The following is a 1599-nucleotide window of genomic DNA, read 5'->3' as shown; positions in this document are numbered from 1 at the left end:
TGTATCTGCAACGATTTTGGCTGCCTCAGTAATCGAGATCCCTTGGGTTCTTGCCACTAAATCCAGCCCATCACCATACTTTGGTTCGTCACACTGCCGACAATGCCAGTTACCATGATGGTGATCGTCAATAAAGTGAAAACGGTCAGTGCCGCCGCAAATAGGGCAGGGGCCATGTTTACCCCTTGCCGGAATATCAATACCACAGGCAGGCAGCAGACTTTCCCAATAATACATGGCGGATTTTTTCACGGTCTGGATCAGGTCGAGCGGTTTTTGGCTGCGGGTTTTATCTGAAAGTGTAAATTTAGAGTGAGTTTGGGTATGCTGTATATCAGCCATCATCGTTACCTCGTATAACGGTTGTTGGTCAGACGCCTCAGTTGTGTACCAGCACACTGGGGCGTTGTTTTTTTATATTCTGTTTTTTATGTATGCTCTTTTCTGTGCTATGCCGCCCGTGATACTGCGATCCGCTGCGCAATCCAGTTATCAATCTCTGATTCAATAAACGCGATGGAACGGGAGCCGAGTTTAATTTGTTTCGGGAATGCCCCATCGCTAATCAGTTTGTAGATCCACGCCTTGCTATAACCCGTTCTGCGTTGAACTTCGGGCAAACGAATAAGATTTTCTCTCAAAGCTGTCATTGTCATATTATTTATCTCCTGTTACCGAGTCCCTGAGCGCTCATCGTGGACGTTGTTTGATGACAGGCGGATTATTTAAAAAGCAAGATTAAATGAACAGCGTTAATTGTTTACTCCATTTGTGAAATTTATCGATTTATAAGAAGTATTGGCTCTCTAACCATATGTTGTATGAAAAGCAGTCACTGTTGGCACTGCCAGCACTGCGCAAAAAATAACCGTTACTTTACATTCTTTTGCCAACCATCTGTAAATTGCATGAAAAACAGACTGTTGTGCCTCAGGCACCGCTGTGTGAAAAACAACCGCATGTTTACGCCTTTTTGCCAAATTTTCCGATCAGGACATTTTCACCCCGTTCCAACATTTCCATATAATCCGCATACCATTGCAGCATTTCCCTGCGTCCTTCCAGATATTGGGCGTGATTGTAAGTCCCCCGAATGCTGTTTTTATCTACGTGAGCAAGCTGTGTTTCAATCCATGCGGTGTTATAGCCCTGTTCGTGAAGAATGGTGCTCATAGTGTGGCGGAAACCATGACCTGTAACTCTTCCAGCGTATCCAATGCGCTTAATTAATGTATTTAATGTCATTGCACTCATTGATTGCGCTTGATTAATCCTGCCCTGAAAAACGTATTTCCCTTGGCCTGTAATCGGTTTTATCTGTTCTAAAATATCAACCGCCTGTCTAGATAATGGGATAATATGAGGGCGGCGCATTTTCATTTTTTCGGCAGGTATCTCCCATTGAGCTTTATCAAAATCAATTTCTGACCATTCAGCTTTGCGTAATTCACCGGGGCGAACACCTATTATCATTTGTAAACGCATTCCCATCTTTACAATAAAACTACCTGTATACGCATTTAACGCTTTATAGAATATATGTATCTCATCAACATTTAAAAATGGGTAATGTGATTTTTTGTGTGCAGCAAAAGCAAA

3 protein-coding genes are annotated in these 1599 nt (G+C 42.7%); all 3 read right to left on the bottom strand.

The features are described 5' to 3' along the window. A partial coding sequence (locus tag PSI17_RS16755; protein WP_273553040.1) for a primase-helicase zinc-binding domain-containing protein occupies positions 1-237 on the bottom strand: 237 nt, incomplete at its 3' end. 212 nt (positions 238-449) lie between these two features. After that, complete coding sequence (locus PSI17_RS16750; protein ID WP_273553039.1) at positions 450-656, bottom strand: helix-turn-helix transcriptional regulator; 207 nt, start codon at positions 654-656, stop codon at positions 450-452. A 307-nt stretch (positions 657-963) separates the two neighbouring features. Then, positions 964-1599, bottom strand: a 636-nt coding sequence (locus tag PSI17_RS16745) for a tyrosine-type recombinase/integrase (RefSeq protein ID WP_273553038.1), incomplete at its 5' end; no start/stop codon positions are given.

Origin of the sequence: Xenorhabdus sp. IM139775 (assembly GCF_028598745.1) — a bacterium.
Taxonomy (GTDB): domain Bacteria; phylum Pseudomonadota; class Gammaproteobacteria; order Enterobacterales; family Enterobacteriaceae; genus Xenorhabdus.
Note: the sequence above shows the minus strand (reverse complement) of the source record. Positions and strands in the feature narration are given on the sequence as shown.

What these genes read in the sequence shown, in the direction of transcription:
- PSI17_RS16750 (WP_273553039.1), bottom strand. Translation starts at nt 656, where the DNA reads ATGACAATGACAGCTTTGAGAGAAAATCTTATTCGTTTGCCCGAAGTT.